Below are 18166 nucleotides of genomic sequence, written 5' to 3'. Positions count from 1 at the left end.
AAGTAGGTCATCGCCAGGCTCTTATACTGCAGAACCCCCAGCCCCAAAAGGCTGGGGGTTTTTGCTTTGGCGCGGCGGAAAATCACGCCCGCGCCCCTCATGCCGTCATCCGCCGGTCCGCGACAGCCAGCGCAACGCCGGCCAGGCAGCAGCCTCCAACCAGCAATGCGGCTGGCACGGTGCCGTGCACTGCCAGGGAGCTGGCCGCAACCGGCATCAGCATCAGCACAGCCAGGTTGTTGATGCTTTCCGAGACGGCCAGAACCTGTCCCTTTGCCGTGCCAGCCCGCCGCGCCAGGATGGCGGTGCTCGATGGCGCCGCGATGCCGAGTGCCGCGCCCCACGCCAGCAGGCAGCCAAGCGACCCGGGCAACGCCAGGACGGCTGTCGTGAACAAAGTCATGGCCACGGCGACAAGCGCGGTGGCCGCTATCAGAACATTTTCCTCGCGCGCGAAGCACTGGCTGGCACGCCCTGCCAGCAGATTGCCAACGGCCAGGCCGAGGCCGAAGACCGATAGTGCCGCGCCGACGCCGGCCACGCCGAGCCCGTAACGCAACCGCAGCACTTCCCCCGCCAGTACATAGCCCGCTACGGCGCTTCCATTCCAGGCGCCTTTCGCGATCAATGGCAGCAGGATTCCTGAAGATGTTGGGATGTTCCTAGATTTTTCCTGGCAGTCGCCGCTACGCGGCAGATTGCGCGGAAGTACGCAGCAGCCGGCAAGAAAGGCCGCCAGGCAACCGCCGGCGATGACAAGGAAGGGCGCGCGCCAGCCGAATCCATCGGCCAGCACCCCGGCCACTGCCGGGCCTGCGGCAACGCCGGCGGTCATGCCTAGCATGACGCCGCCCATGGCGCCAGCCTGCCGCGCCGGGGGAACCAGATCCGCGATCAATGCGAAGACGGTGGGAATCGTTGCCGCGGCGGCGAGCCCGCCGAGGATACGCAATGCCATGGCGGCATGCAGCGTAGGGACGAGCGTGAGAGCGATGGCATCGAGCGCGAACAACAGCAATGCAGCCAGCAGCACGCGGCGCCGTCCGGCACGGTCGGAGAACCAGCCCATCAGCGGCGCGGCCAAGGCATAGGAAAGGGCATAGGCAGAAACCAGTCCCGATGCGCGCGCCGGGGTGGTGGCAAAGGCGTCTGCAAGCGGCGCCAGCATCGGTGACAACATGAATTCGGCAGCGCCGACCATGCACACGGCGAGGGCAAGCACGGACAGCAGGCAAGGAGATGGCATAACGTAGCCTCCTCGGGCTTCAACATGGATGGGATGTGGCGATACCGGCCGAGACGTGCGAAACGTGACATAACAAGGCCGCATCACCGCCTAACAGTGGGTAAATCCGGAAAGTGAATGCACCGCTGAGTCGGGCGCGAAGAGGGTGGTGCGAGCGGGCACCGGGGATTGCGAGAAGGGGCGATTCAGAAAGATCGCCGGGAAGTCAGGGATGATTCTATCGTATTACCAGCAATCAGGGGCCACCGGTGCCCAGGCACCGGCGGCATGGCGGAAAGTTAGTCGGCCTCGATCTGCATCGACTTCAGCAGAGGCTGCCACTTGTCGCTCTCAGCCTTGAGCATTGTGCGCAGGCCTTCCGGCGTCTGCTTGTCGACCGGCACGATTTCCGCACCCAGGCCATCGAGTTTCTTGATCACCACGGGATCTTGCAGCCCCTTCTGCAGCGCCTTGGTCAGCCGCGCCACTGCAGCGGGCGGCGTGCCCTTGGGCGCGTAGATGCCGTGCCAGACCTTGACGTCAAAGCCTTTGAGACCGCCTTCCTGCAGCGTTGGCGCACTGGGCAGCGCCTTGATCCGCGCCGGCGTGGTCACGCCGAACAGGCGCACGCGGTCGGCCTGGATATGCGGCAGCGTGGCCGTGGTCTGGTCGCACAGCAGGTCGACCTGGCCGCCCAGCAGCGCGGTCAACGCGGGGCCGGCGCCCTGGTAAGGGATTGCATTGAGCTTGACGTGGACCGATTGCTCGAACAGCACGCCGCATAGTTGCGAAACGGCGCCCAGCCCGGCATTGGCCAGCGACACCTTGTCCTTGTTCTGCGTCACGTAGCGGATCAGTTCCGGCACGGTCTTGGCCGGCAGGTCCTTGCGGCCCATCAGGGTCATCGGCACGTCCGCGACCTGGCCGACATACTCGAAATCCTTCAGCGGCGCGTACGACAGCTTCTTGTACAGTGCCGGCGCGGTCGCCATGCCGTTATGGTGGATCAGCAGCGTATAGCCGTCCGCCTGTGCGCGGGCGACAAAGGCGGCAGCCACGGTGCCGCCGGCGCCGGTGCGGTTTTCCACCACCACGCTCTGGCCGAGATCCTGCGACATCGCCTGCGCCAGTGTGCGTGCCACGACGTCGGTCGGGCCGCCGGCGGAGTAGGGGACGACCAGCGTGATCGGCTTGCCGGGGTACGCTTCAGCAGCCGCCGCGCCGCTTGTGCCAGCCAGCGTCGAGGCCATCACCATCACACCCGCCAGCCATCGTGGCCCGGCGCGCAAATCCTTCGCATCCTTCATTGCTGTCTCCAGATTGGTGCCGCGCCGTGAGTCCGGGGCGGCTTGTCGGGGTTGCGCGGCTAGCATGGGGGTATGCCGCGGCGACCACAATCTGGTTCTCGTGAAGGGTGCCTAATCCCCGATGAAAGATCAGGCTGGCTGGCCGCGCGTGGCGACCACGCGGTATGTGCTTTGCACGAAGCCGCTTTCGTAGGTGGTGGTGCGCAGGTGAGCCAACCGGATGTCGTGTCCGGCATCACCGAACAGCGGGATGCCATGGCCGATCAGCACCGGGATGCGGGTGATTGTCAGCGTATCGATCAGCCCATCGGCCAGGAAGGACTGGATCAGCTTGCCGCCGTCGACATAGACACTGGCCGCACCGGCCGCGGCCAGTGCCGCGGCGGCTTCGCCCACCGTGCCGCGCAGCAGGCGCACATCATCGGCCAGGGCTGGCGGCACGGCGTCGGCCGCCAGGGTGTTGCTCATGACCACTACCCGCTTGCCGGCATAGGGCCAGGGGTCGAAGGTCAGGACTTTCTCGTAGGTATTGCGCCCCAGCAGCAGCGTGTCGACCGACTGCATGTAGGCGGCGTAGCCGTGGTCGTCGGTGGAGGTGGTCGCGGACAGCAGCCAGTCCAGGTCGCCGTCGGCGCGGGCGATGAAACCGTCGAGGCTGGTGGCAATAAAGACGGAGAAGCGCAGGTTCGGTGCAGTGGTCAAGGCTCGCTCCGGGTCGGGGCGATCCGGGGAAGCTGCGGCCAGCCTGCCGGATCCGGGCCGCCATGCTAACCCGGTTGTCCCGCCACTGCACAGCTCAGGCGACTTCGGCCACGCGCACTTCCACCAGCAGCTTCTTCAGTTCCGGCACGCACGAGCCGCAGTTGCCGCCGGCCTTGACGCAGGCGGTGATCTCCGCGGGCGTCTTCAGGTCGTGCTTGCGCACGGCGTCGCAGATGGTGTTGCGGCCCACGCCAAAGCACGAGCACACCGTCGGGCCGGTGTCGGCGCCTTTCTCCATCGGCTGGCCGAGCAGCAGGCCGATGCGGTCAGCGTCTTCCAGCCGCTCGCGGCCGAACAGGCCGGCGAGCCACGCGCGCGAGGGTAGCTCGGGCCGGGTCGACACGTAGACGCACGCTTCCAGCCGGTCGTTGACGACATAGCCCGCATGGTAGACGCCGGCGGTGCGGTCTTCGTACTCGAGCCAGTCGGCGTCCGGGTCGGTCACGCCGAGCAGCGCGCGGGCCCAGGCGGTGCGGTCGGCCACGGTGTCGCGGCCGGCGAATTCATAGCGCTGGAACTGGCGGCCCTGCACGCGCGTCCAGTAGGTCAGCGCTTCCGCGGGCAGCGCGCCGCGGCTCAGCACGAAGCCATGCCAGTTCACGCCGAATGGCTCCACGCGCACGGGCGTGTGCTTGAATTCGGGCTCGCCGGAAACGGGATCGACCACGGGATTGACCAGCGCGCCGACGCGTGCGTCGGAGCTGAACTGGCCGTTCCAGTGGATCGGCACGAACACGCTGCCGCGCGGGATGCCGCCGCCATGGCGCACGCGTGCCACCATCGCGCCCCAGCGCGTGCTGACGCGCGCGAGCTTGCCTTCGCCCACGCCGGACAACAGCGCGTCCTGCGGGTGCATGTCGACGAAGGGCTCGGGCAGGTGGTCGGCCAGCTTGGCCGACTTGCCGGTGCGCGTCATGGTGTGCCACTGGTCGCGCACGCGGCCGGTGTTGAGGATCAGCGGGAAATCGTCGTCGGGCGCGTGGGCCGGCGCGCGCGGCGGCGTGGCGACAAAGCGGGCCAGGCCGTCGGCATGGGCGTAGCGCCCGTCGGCAAACAGGCGTTGCGTGCCGGCTCCGGCCGGTGCGCCCGCGGGCAGCGGCCATTGCACGGGCTCCAGCGCGTCATAGTGCTCCTGGTCCAGGCCGGCCAGCCCGCCGATGTCGAACACGCGCGGTGCGGCATCGTTGCGCCAGGCGCTCAGGCGCGCGTGCTCGTCGAAAATCTCATGCACGCCCGCATAGTCAAAGCCATCAAAGCCCATGCGGCGCGCGACGTCGCACAGGATCCGCCAGTCGGCGCGCGCCTCGCCAGGCGCGGGCAGGAAGGCGCGCTGACGGGAAATGCGTCGTTCCGAGTTGGTAACGGTGCCGTCTTTCTCGCCCCAGCCCAGCGCGGGCAGCAGCACGTGCGCGGCAGCATTGGTGTCGGTGCGCTCGATGATGTCGCTGGTGACCACCAGTTCGCACCTGGCCAGCGCGCGGCGCACCTGGTCGGCGTCGGGCAGGCTTACCACCGGGTTGGTGGCGATCACCCAGACCGCCTTGACGCGGCCGGCTTCGATCGCCTCGAACAGTTCCACCGCCTTCAGGCCCGGGCGGTCGGCCACCACCGGCGATTGCCAGAAGCTCTGCACGACGTCGCGATGCAGCGGGTTGGCCAGTTCCATGTGCGCGGCCAGCATGTTGGCCAGGCCGCCGACCTCGCGCCCGCCCATTGCATTGGGCTGGCCGGTAAGCGAGAACGGGCCCATGCCCGGGGCGCCGATGCGGCCGGTCAGCAGGTGGCAGTTGATGATGCTGTTGACCTTGTCGGTGCCGGCCGACGACTGGTTGACGCCTTGCGAGAAGGCGGTCACGGTCTTTTCCGTATCCGCGAACAGTTGGTAGAACGCCAGCACGTCCTGCACGTCCAGCTTGCAGGCGCGGGCCACGGCAGCGGGATCGGCGCAGGCCGCGTCCGCGGCCTGCAGGGCTTCATCCAGCCCCGCGGTGCTGGCGGCGACGAAGGCGGCGTTGGTGCGGCCTTCGCGCGCCAGGTAGCTCAGCAGCCCGTTGAACAGCCACACGTCGGTGCCCGGGCGGATCGCCAGGTGCAGGTCAGCCAGTTCGCAGGTGGCGGTGCGGCGCGGGTCGATCGCCACGATCTTCATCTCGGGGCGCGCTTCCTTGGCCTGGGACAGGCGCTGGAACAGGATCGGATGGCACCACGCGGTGTTGGAGCCCACCAGCACCACCAGGTCGGCCAGTTCCAGGTCTTCGTAGTTGCCCGGCACCAGGTCTTCGCCGAAGGCGCGCTTGTGGCCGGCCACTGCCGACGACATGCACAGGCGCGAGTTGGTGTCGATATTGGCGCTGCCGATGAAGCCCTTCATCAGCTTGTTGGCGATGTAGTAGTCCTCGGTCAGCAGCTGGCCCGAGACATAGAGCGCGACCGAATCCGGGCCGTGGCGGTGGACGACGTCCGAGAAGCCTTGCGCGACGGTGTCGAGCGCATGGTCCCACGAGACTTGCTGCAGGGAGCCATCGGTGCCGCGCACCTTGGGGTGGAGCAGGCGGCCTTCCAGGTCCACGGTTTCACCGAGCGCCGAGCCTTTCACGCACAGCCGGCCGTGATTGGACGGGTGCTGGGCGTCGCCCGCGATCTCGACCTGGCCGTCGGCACGCACGGTGGCGCGCACGCCGCAGCCGACGCCGCAGTACGGGCAGGTGGTGGCGGTGGTGGTGGTCAGGGTCGCCGAGACGACCGGGATGTCGGACAGGTTCACGCGTTCTCCGTGCGGGGACGTTGTATGGCTTACGGTGATGCTTAAGCGGCGAGCGCTTCGCACTGCGCCTGACCGAACAGCAGGCGCTGGCGCAGCGCGCCCACCGGCGTGCGGCGCTGGATCATGTCGAAGTACCAGGGGCCGTCCTGCACGTCGCCGTACAGCACGGCGCCGACCAGATAGCCGTCCTGCAGCACCAGGCGCTTGTAGACGCCGCGGCGCGGGTCGCGCAGCACCAGGTCTTCACTGCCTTCGGCGCCGATGAAGTCGCCGGCGGAATACAGGTCGACGCCGGTCACTTTCAGCTTAGTCGCGGTGGCCTGCTGCACGTAGTGGCGATGGCCGGCGCCGGCGAGGTGCGCGGCGCACACGCGCGCCTGATCCCAGATCGGCGCCACCAGGCCGAAGGTGGCCTGGCGATGCTGCACGCATTCGCCCACGGCGTAGATGCGCGGATCATAGGTCTGCAGCGTGTCGTCGACGACGATGGCGCGCTCGCAGTGCAGGCCGGCGCCGGCGGCCAGCTCGATATTGGGGCGCACGCCCGCGGTCATCACCACCAGGTCGGCGCGGATCTCGCTGCCGTCCTTGAAGCGCACGCCGGTGACGCGGTCGGTGCCGAGAATCTCCGCGGTCTGAGCGCCCAGCAGGAAGCGCAGGCCCTTGCGCTCGAGCGCGCCCTGGAGCAGCATGGCAGCGGGCTTGTCGAGCTGGCGCTCCATCAGGCTGTCGGGCAGGTGCACCACGGTCACGTCCATGCCCTGGCGCAGCAGCCCGTTGGCGGCCTCCAGGCCGAGCAGGCCGCCGCCGATCACCACCGCATGGCGGTGGTCGCGCGCGGCTTGCTGCATGGTCTCCACGTCCTGGATATCGCGGAAGGCGATCACGCCGTCGAGCTGGTGCCCCGGCACCGGCAGGATGAAGGGCTTGGAGCCGGTGGCCAGCAGCAGGCGGTCGTAGCGCACTTCGCGGCCGGAGGCCGAGCGCACGATGCGGCGTGGGCGGTCGATGGCCACCACCGGATCGCCGGCAAGCAGTTCGATGCCATGCTCGGCGTACCACTCGCGCGTATTCAGCATGATGTCCGCTACCGTCTTCTCGCCGGCCAGCACCGGCGACAGCAGGATGCGGTTGTAGTTGCCGTGCGGCTCGGCCCCGAACACCGTGATGTCGTACAGGTCCGGGGCGAGCCTGAGCAGCTCTTCCACAGTGCGCATGCCGGCCATGCCGTTGCCGACGACGACCAGGCGCGGGCGGGCTTGGGGGGTGGCGGAAGGCGTCATGCCGGCATCTCCGTTGGCGTGGCTTGAGGACAGGGGGAACATCAAATGGCCGCCGGTGTCAGGCTGCGAGTTCTTCCTCGGCCTCGCTCATGGCCACGCCGGCGGCAATCCAGACCTTGCCGTCATAGACGCGTGCGGCGTAGGCATTGACGGACTGCTCGGGCGCTTCCAGGCATTCGCCGGTGCGCAGGTCGAAGTGATGCTTGTAGATCGGCGAAGCCACCACCAGGCGCTCGCCCAGGTTGCCGACCAGCCCGCGCGACAGCACCGCGGCCTGCGAGTTGGGATCGAAGTTGTCGATGGCGTAGACCTCGTCGCCACGGCCGATGCGGAACACAGCGACCTGCTTGTCGTCGACCAGCGCGCACACACCAGTATTGGGCACGATATCGCGTACGGTGCAGACGGCGGTCCAGGTCTCAGGATGGTGGGGATGGCTCATCACGTTCTCCTTGTTTGCGGGCACGGTCAGGCTGCTTTTGCGGGCATGGCAACCACGGGAATCTGGCTCAGGCGGGAACGATGCAATTTCCGTTCCTCCGGCGTGGCCGGGCGGATCTGCCCGCGCTCTTCGATGAAGGCGACATTGTCGTCGCGGCGGTCGCTGTTGACGAAATGGCGGAAGCGCTTGCGCGTCTCGGGATCGGTCACGGCCTTCTTCCATTCGTCTTCGTAGGTGTCGACCACGTGCTGCATCTCGGCTTCCAGTTCGGCGGCGAGGCCCAGCTTGTCGTCCAGCACCACGGCCTTGAGGTAGTCCAGGCCGCCTTCGAGGTTGTCGCGCCAGACGCTGGTGCGCTGCAGGCGGTCGGCGGTGCGCACGTAGAACATCAGGAAGCGGTCGATGTAGCGCACCAGGGTGTCGTGGTCCAGGTCGCTGGCCAGCAGCTCTGCATGGCGCGGCTTCATGCCGCCGTTGCCGCACACGTACAGGTTCCAGCCCTTGTCCGTGGCGATCACGCCAACATCCTTGCCCTGCGCCTCGGCGCATTCGCGGGTGCAGCCGGACACGCCGAACTTGATCTTGTGCGGCGCGCGCAGGCCCTTGTAGCGGTTCTCCAGCTCGATCGCCAGGCCCACCGAATCGCCGACGCCATAGCGGCACCAGGTGGAGCCCACGCACGACTTCACCGTGCGCAGCGCCTTGCCGTAGGCATGGCCCGATTCAAAGCCGGCGGCGATCAGTTCTTCCCAGATGAAGGGCAGTTCCTCGGCGCGTGCACCAAAAAGGTCCACGCGCTGGCCGCCGGTGATCTTGGTGTACAGGCCGTACTTCTTGGCCACCTGGCCGACCGCGATCAGGCCCTCGGGCGTGACTTCGCCGCCCGGCATGCGCGGTACCACCGAGTAGGTGCCGTCCTTCTGGATGTTGGCCAGGTAGTAGTCGTTGGAGTCCTGCAGGCTGGCGTGCTCTTCCTTGAGCACGAATTCATTCCAGCACGAGGCCAGGATGCTGCCCACCGCGGGCTTGCAGATGTCGCAGCCCATGCCCTTGCCATGCGCTTCCAGCAGCGCATCGAAGGTCTTGAACTTGCCCACGCGCACCAGGTGGTACAGCTCCTGGCGCGAGTACGGGAAGTGCTCGCAGAGGTGGTTGTTGACGGCCATGCCCTGCTTCTTCATCTCGGCCTTCATGATCTGCGTGACCAGCGGCACGCAGCCGCCGCAGGCGGTGCCGGCCTTGGTGCAGGTCTTGAGAGCGCCGATGCTGGTGGCGCCGTCGCACACCGCGACGCAGATCTCGCCCTTGGAGACGTTGTTGCACGAGCAGATCTGGGCGGCGTCGGGCAGGGCATCGGCGCCCAGCGCGGGCTTGGCCTTGCCGCTGCTGTCGGGCAGGATCAGGAATTCGGGCGACTCGGGCAGCTCGATCTTGTTCAGCATCATCTGCAGCAGCGTGCCGTACTCGCTGGCGTCGCCGATCAGCACGCCGCCCAGCAGGTACTTGCCGCAGTCGGACACCACCAGCTTCTTGTAGACCTCTTTGCGGTCGTCGCAGAACTGGTAGAAGCGCGCGCCCGGGACGGTGCCGTGCGGGTCGCCGATGCTGGCCACGTCCACGCCCATCAGCTTGAGCTTGGTGCTCATGTCGGCGCCGGCAAACTCGGCGGCTTCGCCCTGCAGGTGGCGCGCGGCGACGCGGGCCATGTCATAGCCCGGTGCCACCAGGCCGTAGATCTTGCCTTGCCACAGCGCGCATTCACCGATGGCGTAGATGTCGGGGTCCGAGGTGAGGCACTGGTTGTCCACCACGATGCCGCCGCGCTCGCCCACCGCCAGGCCGCTGGTGCGGGCCAGTTCGTCGCGCGGGCGGATGCCGGCCGAGAACACGATCATGTCGGTGTCGAGGTGGGTGCCGTCGGCAAACACCATGCGGTGGGTGCCGTCTTCGCCGTCGATGATCTCCACCGTGTTCTTGCCGGTGTGCGCGGTCACGCCCAGGCCATGGATCTTCTGGCGCAGCATGCGGCCGCCGCCTTCGTCGACCTGCACCGCCATCAGGCGCGGCGCAAACTCGACCACGTGCGTCCGCAGGTCCATGTCGCGCAGCGCCTTGGCGCACTCCAGGCCAAGCAGGCCACCGCCGACCACCACGCCGGTCTTCGAGCGCGCACCGCATTCGCGCATCGCTTCCAGGTCTTCGATGGTGCGATAGACAAAGCAGTCCTTGCGGTCCTTGCCCGGCACCGGCGGCACGAAGGGGTAGGAGCCGGTGGCGAGGATCAGCTTGTCATAGGACAGGGTCTCGCCGGTCGACACCTTCACGGTGCGCGCGGCGCGGTCGATTTCCACCGCGCGCGCATTCAGGCGCAGCAGCATGTTGTTGTGCTGCTCGAAGAAGCCGGCGGGCACCAGCGACAGGTCCTCGGCTGACTTGCCGGCGAAGAATTCGGACAGGTGCACGCGATCGTAGGCGGGACGCGGTTCTTCGCACAGCACGGTCACTTCCACGTTCTGCGCGCCGGCTTCCGCCAGGCATTCCAGGAACTTGTGACCCACCATGCCGTGGCCGACGATGATCAGTTTCATGATGCTTTCCTTGTCCTGTAGTCAGTCTTTGCTGCTTGTTGTGCTGTGGGGGCGATGCTTCAAAATCAGTTGGCCAGCGCGCTGTCGTACAGCGCCTGCTCCTGGGCCTTGTGCTCGGCGCTGAAGCGGATGGCGATGGCGCACAGTGCGGCGATGGTGGCAAGCACGCCCAGCACCGTCAGCGTGTGCTGCAGGTCGCCCAGGCCCTTGAGCAGGAAGCCCGCGGCGACGGCGCCAACGTTGCCGCCCGCGCCGATGATCCCGGCCACGCCGCCCAGCGCCTTGCGGTCGATAAAGGGCACCAGCGCGTAGGTCGCGCCGCAGGCCATGTGGGTGAACAGGCCGAACAGCAGCATCGCGACCACCGCCAGCGTCACGCTGCCGGCCTGCGCGAACCACAGCAGGCCCAGGCCTTCGCCCAGGATCAGCATGAACAGCAGCGTGGCGCGTGCGTCCAGGCCGCGGCGGCGCGCCGCCTTGTCCGACAGCCAGCCACCCAGGGCGCGGGCAAACAGCGCCAGCAGGCCGAAGCTCGCGGCGGCCATGCCGGCGGCCTTCAGGCTCAGGCCGAAGCGGTCGACGTAATACGACGCGGCGATGTTGTGGATGAAGATCTCAACGCCGAAGCAGGCGCCGTAGGTGATGAACAGCAGCCACACGCGATAGTTGGCGCTGGCGGCGCGGAAGCTGGCCCAGCCGCCGCCCTTGCCACCGTCCTTGCCGGTGATGGCGATGCCGCGGGCGCGCAGGTCCGAGTAGTTGCCGTCCGGGCAGTCCTGGGTGAAGCGCCAGTAGATGACGGCCATGATCAGCATCAGCACGCCCGGCACCAGCAGGGCGAAGCGCCAGCCGAACGCCTGGTCGGCGCCGAGCATCAGCACGGCGGCCAGCAGCAGCGGCATGATGGCCTGCGCGGCGCCGCCGCCGGCATTGCCCCAGCCGGCCGCGGCTGCGTTGGCGGTGCCGACCACGTTGGGCGCGAACATCACCGAGGTGTGGTACTGCGTGATCACAAAGCTGGCGCCGACTGCGCCGATCAGCAGCCGGAAGGTCAGGAAGGTCTCGTAGTTCTGTGCCAGCGCCACGCCCAGCACCGGCAGCGCGCCCAGCGCCAGCAGGCCGGTATAGGTCTTGCGCGGGCCGAAGCGGTCGCACATCGGGCCGATCACCAGGCGCACCAGGATGGTCACCGCCACCGCCGCGATATTGATGTTGGCGATCTGGCCCGGGGTCAGGCCGAACTCGCCCTTGAGCACCGGCATCAGCGGCGCGCAGGCAAACCACGCAAAGAAGCAGACGAAGAACGCCATCCAGGTCAGGTGGAAGGCGCGCATCTGCGGGGTCCTAAAGCTCAGCAGCTCGATGCGGGTGGCTTTGGCGGTCATCGTCCTTGGCTCCAAAAAACAAATGGCGTCCCGCAGACCAGGCCGCTCAGGCCAGTTCAGGGGACGCCGTTGTCCTGACAGCCACTACATGGGATAGGGGCTGCGTATGTGGGGTGAGCCGGTCGCCGTTGACGGGCCCGTACCCTGTTACGCAAGGGGTGTGCCAGGCCGGTATGTGACGATGAATGGGGGTTTGTTGCGCCGGGGTACGGCGGAGTGATGCCGGGATGCGCTGTGGTGGGGCGGCCGCCGGGCTGGCGGCACACTCATGGTGCAGTGCGGTGGGCTGCGCTGGTGCGATGCAGCAGCGCGCTCGATGCTATTGGTCCGAAGCCGGGGGCTGGGCGTTGACGGGGACGATCCGCATATCGCGCGGCGATACTTCCGCGCCATCCTCGTCGACCAATGCCGCGCGCACCAGCTTGCCGCTGGCGCTCGAGCGTATCTGCACCGGGCCTTCGCCGGACGGGGCCATGTGGCTGTCGCCCCACTGCATCAGGCCGACCAGCACCGGCAGCAACTCCACGGCGGCGCGGGTGGGGCGGTATTCGAAGCGTTCGCGCTCGCCGGGCTCGCGGTAGCCGACCTTGCGCAGCAGGCCGGCGTCGGTCAGCGTCTTGAGACGCGCGGACAGCACCGCGGGCGAGCATTCGAGCCGGCGCAGGAAGTCGTCGAAGCGCGTCACGCCATGGAACACATCGCGCAGGATCAGGATCGTCCACTTTTCGCCGATCAGCGACAGCGTCGCGGCAATCGAGCAGTGGCGGAGGTCGGACGCATTGAGGGTCATGATGCCGGCAAGCATAGCACGCTGACTTCATTTGCAAAAGTCAGGTTATCTCCTATACTCTGACTACGAATTTTGAATCCAGATGGTGCCGGCATGGATGATCAGGGCAAGACCCGCACGGGCAAGGCGGAAAGCTGGACGGTGGGACGGGGCGTGCAGGTCACGCTGCGCCATACGCGGCCGCAGGACGGCGGGGCACTGCGTGCGCTGGTGGACGGGCTCTCGCGTGAAAGCCGCTACTTCCGCTTCCTGAGCGGCGGGCGCGTGGTGGACGAGACTGTCGAGGGTCTGGCCGCACCCGGGCCGGGCGGCGTGGCGCTGGTGGTAGAGGCGCCCGACGAAGCTGGTGTATTAGCCATTGTCGCCAGCGCGGAATACGTGGTGTCCGGGCAGGTCGGGGAATTTGCCGTGGTGGTTGCCGACGGCTGGCAAGGGCAGGGACTGGGGCGGCGCCTGATCGCCAGGCTGTGCGAACTGGCGCGCGCGGCCGGCCTGCGCACCCTGCGCGGCGACGTGCTCAGCGAGAACCGCCGCATGCTGGCCATCCTGCGCGGCCTCGGCTTTGCCAGCCGCCGCAATCCGGAGGACAGCTACCTGCATGAAGTCACGCTGGCGCTTGGCCAGCCGGCGCGCAGCCCGCAGCGGCTGCCGGCGGACTGGTTCGGCGCGCGCTGATCAACTGGCGTCGCGCTTGCCGCGCGAGGTCATGGTGCAACCTACCGAGGCCGTGATGATGCTGGCGATCGCCAGCCATTGCAGCGCGCTCAGCTGTTCATGCAGGAATGCCAGCCCGGCCAGCGCGCCCATGGCCGGCTCCATGCTCAGCAGGATGCCGAAGGTGCGCCGGTGCAGGCGCTTGAGCGCCACCATCTCCAGCGAATAGGGAATCGCGCTCGACAGGATGCCCACCGCCAGCCCGAACAGCAGCAGCGTCGGGCTGAACATCGCGGTGCCCGCATGCGCCAGCCCGAACGGCAGCACCACCAGCGCCGCCATGGTCAGCCCCAGCGAGGTGGCCTGCCCGCCGTGGGCGTTGCCTGCCATCTGCCCGAACACGATATACAGCGCCCAGCCTACGCCCGCGGCCAGCGCATAGCCGATGCCCACCGGATCGAGCGTACCGGCGGCATCGCCGACCGGCAGCAACAGCAGCAGCCCGGCCACCGCAAAGGCGATCCACAGGAAATCGATCGCGCGCCGCGACGACAGCACCGCGACCGCCAGCGGCCCGGTGAACTCGATCGCGATCGCCAGCCCCAGCGGGATGGTGCGCAGCGACATGTAGAACAGCAGGTTGGTCGCGCCCAGCGCCGCGCCGTACAGCGCGATCGCGCGCGCGTTGGTTCGTGTCAGCGGAATGCGCCACGGGCGCCAGACGCACAGCAGGATCAGCGCGGAGAAGCTCACCCGCAGCGCCGTGGTGCCCTGCGCCCCGAGCGCCGAGAACAGGCTCTTGGCAAAAGAGGTGCCGATGCACAGCGAGGCCATCGAGCCGGTCAGGGCCAGCACGGCGAGCAGGGTCGAGCGACGGTGGGCGGCGGTTTGCGGCAATTTGGGGATCCCGTTTTTTGGCGTGGCCTGTGCAATGCTGCCGCATCATGCGGCAAGCACGGCGCGGGCGCCATATACAGGTGTGGACCAGTGGCTCAGTACAGTTGGCCGTGCCCCGAGTACGCCCGCCGTTCAGTGGTCCCGAGCTGCCGCCTTGCGCCGCTTGCCGGGCTTGCTGGCGCAGTCCGGGCAACGCCCCAGTAGCGTCAGCTCGTGGTGCTCCACTTCGAAACCCGGTGGCGTGATCTCTTCCAGATGCCCGGGGCACCCTTCCAGCGGGAAGACGCGGTCGCACGACAGGCACTGGAAATAGTGCCGGTGGGTCGCGGCACCCGGCACTTCCGACAATTCATAGCGGTCCGGCTGGCCCGGCAGTTCGACTGCATGCACCTGCTCGCCTTCCACCAGGGCACGGATGTTGCGATAGACCGTGGCCAGTCCTAGTGAGGGCACCTGGTGCTGGGCCGCGGCCAGGATCTCGGCCGGGCTCAGGGGCCGGCCGGCTTCGCGCAGCGCGTCGATGACGGCGCCGCGTTGACGGGTCATGCGTTCCATGACTAGAATCTTAATGAGAAAATATTATCATTAGTGGGTCGCTGCGGTTTGCCAGTCGGATGGCCGCCGCCGCGACTCGTTTTTATTGGGGTGTTCCTTATGCTGCTTGCGCAGCTCAGCCGTGCCCGGCGCCGCGCGCCGTTTTCGTTCCTGCCTGTTGTGCCAGACTTGCGCCCGGTCCAGGCGCGTTCATTGCGGCCGGTGGCCGCCCTGATGCTGGCGATGTCCGGCCTGGCCGAGGCGGCGGATACCGCCGAGGCCTCCGATATTACGCTGCCGGCGGTGTCGGTGGTCGGCACGGCCTCCGCATCATACAACCCGCCCGACGCCTCCGGCGCGACCCGCACCGACACGCCGCTGCGCGAAATTCCACAGTCGGTGCGCGTGGTGCCACGTGCCATGCTGGACGATATCGCCGCGACCCGTTTCGACCAGACCTTCGACTATGTCAGCGGCATCGCACGCCAGAACAATTTCGGCGGCCTTTGGGACAACTTTGCCATGCGCGGCTTCACCGGCCATGAGAACACCGGCGCGGGCTACCTGGTGAACGGCTTTGCTGCCAACCGCGGCTATACCGCGCCGATGGATGCGGCCACGATCGAACGCGTGGAAGTGCTCAAGGGCCCGACGTCATCGCTGTACGGCACCAGCGAGCCGGGCGGCACCTTCAACGTGGTCACGCGCCAGCCGCAGTTCCGGCCCGCGCAGCGCTATGGCTTCGAGCTTGGCACGCGCGACGGCTATCGTGCCACGGCCGATGTCACCGGCCCGCTCGGCGAGAACGTGGCCGGCCGGCTGATCGCCGTGGCCGACCACCAGGGCAGCACGCGCGACTACATCAACAGCCAGCGCTCCCTGGTGGCGCCGTCGTTTACCTGGACGCTGGGCAACGACACCGTGCTGCAGTACGCGGCCGAATTCCAGCGCTACACCACGCCGATGGACCGCGGCGTGGTGGCCGTCAACGGCCAGCTGGGCCGCATCCCGCGCTCGCGCTACCTGGGCGAGCCCGGCGACGGCGACATGCGGCTGGACAGCCAGTCGCACCAGTTCAGCGTCGAGCACCAGTTCAATCAGAACTGGAAGGGCAGGCTCGGCCTGTCGTATCGCGGCGGCGCGCTGACGGGGCATAGCAGCGAGGCGACTTCACTGGCCGCCGACGGCCGCACGCTCTGGCGCCAGCGCCGCTACCGCGACTTCCAGTCGGACGATGTCTCGCTGCAGGCCAGCGTGACCGGCAAGTTCAGCACCGGCCCGGTCGGGCATGAACTGCTGATGGGGGTGGATGCCTACCGCTTCGGCAATACCATGGCGATCCTGCGCAAGAACCCCAGCGCCGCGGCGCCGTACGCGATCGACATCTACGACCCGGCCTATGGCCAGCCGGCGCCGCCGATGCCGTGGAACATGGACACGTACGAGCGCCAGCGCAATCTCGGCGCCTACGCGCAGGACCAGCTGAGCCTGGGCGAGCGCTGGCGCGTGCTGGCCGGCGTGCGCTTCGACGCCTTCGACCAGTCGCTGGACAACCACCTGCGCGGCACACGCACCACGCAGCACCAGAGCGCGGTGTCGCCGCGCGTGGGCGTGAGCTACCTGGCCAGCCGGAACGTGTCGCTGTTTGCCAATGCCAGCCAGTCATTCCGTCCCAATGCCGGCGCCGACGCCGCGGGCCAGCCGTTCGACCCCGAGCGCGGCCGCGCGGTGGAGGCCGGCATCAAGTTCGACAGCGAGGACCGCCGCACCGGCGCCACGCTGGCTATCTTTGAGATCCGCAAGCGCAATGTGCTGGCCACCGACCCGTCCGATCCGTCCTTCTATATCGCCGCCGGCGAAGCGCGCAGCCGCGGCCTGGAGCTGGACGTGGCCGGGCAGCTTGGCACGCACTGGCGCGTGTCGGGCAGCTTTGCGCTGACCGATGCCGAGATCACGCAGGACACGCGACTTGCCGCCGGCACGCCGCTGTCCAACGTGCCGCGCACCAGCGGCAGCGTGCTGGCGGTGTATGAGGATGCCGCGCCGGTGGGCCAGCGCTATGGCGTCGGGGCCGGCCTGCGCTACGTGGGGCGGCGTCCGGGCGATGTGCAGGACAGCTTCTCGCTGCCGGCCTATGTGCTGGTGGACCTGCATGGCTACTGGCAATACAGCCGCAATGTGCGCGTGTCGCTCAACGTGGGCAACCTGTTCGACAAGACCTATTACGCCAGTTCGTACAGCAGCCTGTGGATTGCGCCGGGCGCGGGCCGCAGCGTGCGGCTGGGCGTGCAACTGAGCTATTGACGATGCTGCCAGCCAAGGTGCGCACTGCCGCGCCCCAGTCTTCTCCGACAGTCTTCCCTTCTGCCGCGGTCGCGCGGCCGGCCGGCGGCCGGCTGCTGTCCATCGACGCTCTGCGCGGACTGGTGATCCTGATCATGCTGCTGGACCACGTGCGGGACATGTTCTTCCTGCACGTCCAGGTGGCCGATCCCATGGATGTCGCCACGACCTCTCCGGCACTTTTCTTCAGCAGGCTCGCCGCGCATCTGTGCGCACCGGTTTTCATCTGGCTGGCCGGCGTATCGGCGTGGCTCTACGGTGCCGCCGGCCACGACCGGCGCGCCGTCAGCGGCTTCCTGCTCAGGCGCGGCGTGTTCCTGGTGCTGCTGGAGGTGACGCTGGTCGGCTTTGCCTGGACCGGGACCTTGCCGCCGCAGGTGATCTACCTGCAGGTGATCTGGGCCATCGGCCTGAGCATGATGGCGCTGGCGGCACTGGTGTGGCTGCCGCGGGCGGTGCTGATTGCCGCGGGCATTGCGCTTGTTGCCGGCCACAACCTGCTGAGTCCGCTGCATTTCCCGGTTGACAGCGCCTGGCACGTGCCCTGGGCCATCCTGCACGACCGCACCTGGATCGAGGTGGCTGACGGCTTCAGGGTGCGTACCTCATACCCGGTGCTGCCGTGGATCGGCGTGATCGCGCTGGGCTATGCGGCGGGGCCGTGGTTTGCCGCCACGGTGCCTGCCGCGGTACGGCAGCAGCGGCTGGCTGGTCGCGGGCTGGCGGCGCTGGCAGGCTTTGCGGTGCTGCGCGCGCTGAACGGCTACGGGCAGGAGCAGAAATGGCTGGCGGGCAGCGATGCCTTGCATACCGCGATGAGCTTCCTCAACGTCACCAAATACCCGCCGTCGCTGCTGTTCCTGCTGCTGACACTGGGCGTGGGCTGGTTGCTGCTGGCGTGGCTGGAGCGAGCGCAGGGCGGCTGGATCGCGCGGCGCCTGGCCGTGTTCGGCGCCGTGCCGATGTTCTTCTACCTGCTGCACCTCTACGTGCTGCAGGGGCTGTACCAGGCCTGCGTGCACCGCTGGGGCCTGAACCAGGGCAGGGTGTTCGGCCTCGACCACGTCTGGCAGCTGTGGCTGGGGGCGGCCGTGCTGGCCCTGGCGCTGTGGCCGGCGGTGCGCTGGTTCGCGGCGCTGAAGGCAAGGCGGCGGGACTGGCGCTGGCTGAAGTACTTCTGATCAGCGCCTGG

The 18166-nt window shown here is 67.9% G+C and carries 14 protein-coding genes; 3 read left to right on the top strand and 11 right to left on the bottom strand.

All coding sequences use genetic code 11. The features are described 5' to 3' along the window. Nucleotides 1-97 precede the first annotated feature (97 nt). The 9 genes from AC3WLE_RS22795 to AC3WLE_RS22755 form a co-directional block, all read right to left on the bottom strand. Nucleotides 98-1246, bottom strand: a complete 1149-nt coding sequence (locus tag AC3WLE_RS22795) for an MFS transporter (RefSeq protein ID WP_492353444.1) — start codon at nucleotides 1244-1246, stop codon at nucleotides 98-100. A gap of 278 nt (nucleotides 1247-1524) precedes the next feature. Continuing rightward, complete coding sequence (locus tag AC3WLE_RS22790; protein WP_492319073.1) at nucleotides 1525-2532, bottom strand: tripartite tricarboxylate transporter substrate-binding protein; 1008 nt, start codon at nucleotides 2530-2532, stop codon at nucleotides 1525-1527. Nucleotides 2533-2661: 129 nt separating this feature from the next. Next, nucleotides 2662-3234: a dihydrofolate reductase family protein gene (locus tag AC3WLE_RS22785; protein ID WP_492319074.1), complete on the bottom strand. Its 573-nt coding sequence runs from the start codon at nucleotides 3232-3234 to the stop codon at nucleotides 2662-2664. Nucleotides 3235-3328: 94 nt separating this feature from the next. Continuing rightward, nucleotides 3329-6058: a molybdopterin-dependent oxidoreductase gene (locus AC3WLE_RS22780; RefSeq protein ID WP_492353445.1), complete on the bottom strand. Its 2730-nt coding sequence runs from the start codon at nucleotides 6056-6058 to the stop codon at nucleotides 3329-3331. A 41-nt stretch (nucleotides 6059-6099) separates the two neighbouring features. Beyond that, nucleotides 6100-7341 (bottom strand): NAD(P)/FAD-dependent oxidoreductase, encoded by a 1242-nt coding sequence (locus tag AC3WLE_RS22775; RefSeq protein WP_492356458.1) that lies wholly within the window; start codon nucleotides 7339-7341, stop codon nucleotides 6100-6102. A 58-nt stretch (nucleotides 7342-7399) separates the two neighbouring features. Continuing rightward, complete coding sequence (gene nirD, locus AC3WLE_RS22770; protein WP_492356457.1) at nucleotides 7400-7783, bottom strand: nitrite reductase small subunit NirD; 384 nt, start codon at nucleotides 7781-7783, stop codon at nucleotides 7400-7402. Nucleotides 7784-7809: 26 nt separating this feature from the next. Beyond that, a complete protein-coding gene (gene nirB / locus AC3WLE_RS22765) occupies nucleotides 7810-10371 on the bottom strand; it encodes a nitrite reductase large subunit NirB (RefSeq protein ID WP_492319078.1) in 2562 nt (853 codons plus the stop codon). Nucleotides 10372-10436: 65 nt separating this feature from the next. After that, nucleotides 10437-11756 (bottom strand): MFS transporter, encoded by a 1320-nt coding sequence (locus AC3WLE_RS22760; protein WP_492356456.1) that lies wholly within the window; start codon nucleotides 11754-11756, stop codon nucleotides 10437-10439. Nucleotides 11757-12075: 319 nt separating this feature from the next. Then, nucleotides 12076-12561, bottom strand: a complete 486-nt coding sequence (locus AC3WLE_RS22755; RefSeq protein ID WP_492319080.1) for a winged helix-turn-helix transcriptional regulator — start codon at nucleotides 12559-12561, stop codon at nucleotides 12076-12078. A gap of 78 nt (nucleotides 12562-12639) precedes the next feature. Between AC3WLE_RS22755 and AC3WLE_RS22750 the strand changes: the two genes are divergently transcribed. Continuing rightward, nucleotides 12640-13221, top strand: coding sequence for a GNAT family N-acetyltransferase (locus AC3WLE_RS22750; protein ID WP_492350997.1), 582 nt, complete (start codon nucleotides 12640-12642; stop codon nucleotides 13219-13221). Here the strand turns inward: AC3WLE_RS22750 and AC3WLE_RS22745 are convergent, their stop codons facing one another. Both AC3WLE_RS22745 and AC3WLE_RS22740 read right to left on the bottom strand, forming a co-directional pair. Then, nucleotides 13222-14097, bottom strand: coding sequence for an EamA family transporter (locus AC3WLE_RS22745; RefSeq protein ID WP_492319082.1), 876 nt, complete (start codon nucleotides 14095-14097; stop codon nucleotides 13222-13224). It abuts the gene before it with no gap. A 132-nt stretch (nucleotides 14098-14229) separates the two neighbouring features. After that, nucleotides 14230-14652 (bottom strand): Fur family transcriptional regulator, encoded by a 423-nt coding sequence (locus tag AC3WLE_RS22740; RefSeq protein WP_010814233.1) that lies wholly within the window; start codon nucleotides 14650-14652, stop codon nucleotides 14230-14232. A gap of 99 nt (nucleotides 14653-14751) precedes the next feature. Here AC3WLE_RS22740 and AC3WLE_RS22735 point away from each other — a divergent pair, with 99 nt between their 5' ends. Continuing rightward, on the top strand, nucleotides 14752-16935 hold the full coding sequence (locus AC3WLE_RS22735) for a TonB-dependent siderophore receptor (RefSeq protein ID WP_492356455.1): 2184 nt from the start codon (nucleotides 14752-14754) through the stop codon (nucleotides 16933-16935). 2 nt (nucleotides 16936-16937) lie between these two features. Next, entirely contained in the window at nucleotides 16938-18155 is a 1218-nt protein-coding gene (locus AC3WLE_RS22730) for an acetyltransferase domain-containing protein (RefSeq protein ID WP_492319084.1), read from the top strand. The last annotated feature ends 11 nt before the right edge of the window (nucleotides 18156-18166 follow it).

Source organism: Cupriavidus sp. FW306-1B-F12B (assembly GCF_058781795.1).
Note: the sequence above shows the minus strand (reverse complement) of the source record. Positions and strands in the feature narration are given on the sequence as shown.